At 41.6% G+C, this 1,782-nt stretch carries 1 protein-coding gene; it reads right to left on the bottom strand.

What is annotated here, in order from left to right:
* Positions 1-380: 380 nt before the first annotated feature.
* Positions 381-1,658: an IS110 family RNA-guided transposase gene (locus tag MLOOGBEN_RS28770; protein WP_179161663.1), complete on the bottom strand. Its 1,278-nt coding sequence runs from the start codon at positions 1,656-1,658 to the stop codon at positions 381-383.
* Positions 1,659-1,782 lie beyond the last annotated feature (124 nt).

The raw sequence follows: 1,782 nt of genomic DNA, 5'->3' as shown, positions 1-1,782 counted from the left end.
TCCTCCCTCTATAAATGTTGATGTACCAACGGTTTGAGCCATTGATAGTGCATCAAAAAAATATTTTTCGACAAAGTTTACTACAGTATTTTCATATTATGTGAATCTATTCCAACACATGGGTACGCTACGCGGTCACTACTAGTAAAAACTGGTAAGTAGTGCTGGGGAAATATGTGATGCACAATGGATCTCTGCGTAGCTTATGATGACGTACCCTCCCATGTCTCTGGGCATCTGTGTGCCTACATTCCTTCGTTCGGTCTAGTCATAAGGCAGAGGCTAGCGAAGCTCCTTTAGGGACTCGAGGTCGAATGGAAAAAATAATGCCAGCTTCTCCGTGTCATCCTGTTGTCTAGGTCCACAAGTGGATGTAGAAATTACATAGCCTCTGCGAGACTAGGAATATCCTTCATCATTCGCTGTGCGTCAAATGCTTTGTGCTTGGTACTAATTCCATGTAATACTTTTAATAGCTTTCCGCATAGAACCACTATGGATTGCTTCTTTCTTAACGGATTAACCTGACGGTTAATGTAATACTCATGTAGCTTTCTAAAGGCTTCATTGTGGCGAATCATTGGCATCATCACTCGGAAAAGGAGGGCGCGTAGTTTTCTTCTACCACGTTTGGATATACGTTTTTGACCTTTGTGCAGACCGGATGAGTTTTCTCGTAACGTTAATCCCGCAAGCTTAATAATTTGGCGTGGATCATCATAGTGTGAGAAGCTTCCGATTTCAGCTAATAGGTCGACAATTGTTGTATCTCCCAGTCCTGGGACCGTTGTGAGCCATTCGTATTCTACAGAAGTTTTAACTAGTTCTACTAACTGTTGTGTAATGCTTTCAATTTCTTGTTCTAACTGATTGTAACGACTGACGAGTGTGGCGATTTCAAAACGGGCCATCTCACGTCCTTCTGTTATACCGATAGAGGTAGCTGCGACTTCAATTAGACGCTTCGCTTTCGGCTTCTGAGGAGATTTCATCCCCTCAACTTTTTTGAATAATACAAGTAGTTCATCAACTTGTTTCTGATGTAAGTCGTTTGGGAATGGGGTGCATTCTAGTGCAGCCAGTGCCATTTTTCCGAACTTCGGAAATACTTGTGTAAATTCAGGAAAATAGCGGTCTAGCCAACGAATCATCATGTTTTTAACAGCACCAAATTCCTCAACTAACCTTTCTCGAAACGTTGATCCAACACGGAGTTCAGCTTCCATGTCTTTCAAAATACGTGGGTAGCTGAAACGTCCATCTTTAACGAGTCTAGCGATTACAAGGGCATCCTTACGGTCGTGTTTGGTAGGTAGATTATCATCTAGCTCCTTTGAACGCTTGACATGCATAGGATTAGTCATGACAAGCGGAATACCTCGTTCTTGAAGAAAATAGGCTAAATTGAGCCAATAATGGCCCGTAGGTTCGATTCCAACAATGACTTCCGTTTTCTCGGATTCTTTCATAGCTACCAAAATCCGTTTGTAGAAAAGTTCAAAGCCATCTCTGGATTGTGAAACTGAGAAAGATATTTGGAGCACTCGTCCTCGATCATCTACAAAGCATGCGTAATGTGTACGTTTTGCAATATCGATACCGATGACAAGCGTTTTTTCGGTGACTTGATTAATTTTTTGATTTTGTATAAAATCCATTATGGAGTCCTCCTTGGTTACTAAATTAGGGGTCAATTTCTGCAGATTTTGACACCCCGTATCATACCAAGAGGGCTCTTTGTTGTTCAAGTCCCCGAAAATCCTTCTAACAGGAATGCTCCTT

It is taken from the genome of Bacillus sp. EB106-08-02-XG196 (assembly GCF_013396335.1).
In the GTDB taxonomy this organism is placed as follows: domain Bacteria; phylum Bacillota; class Bacilli; order Bacillales; family Cytobacillaceae; genus Neobacillus.
Note: the sequence above shows the minus strand (reverse complement) of the source record. Positions and strands in the feature narration are given on the sequence as shown.

Bases quoted from the DNA above. Each gene is read 5' to 3' on its own strand.
- MLOOGBEN_RS28770 (WP_179161663.1), bottom strand. From the start codon at position 1,658: ATGGATTTTATACAAAATCAAAAAATTAATCAAGTCACCGAAAAAACG.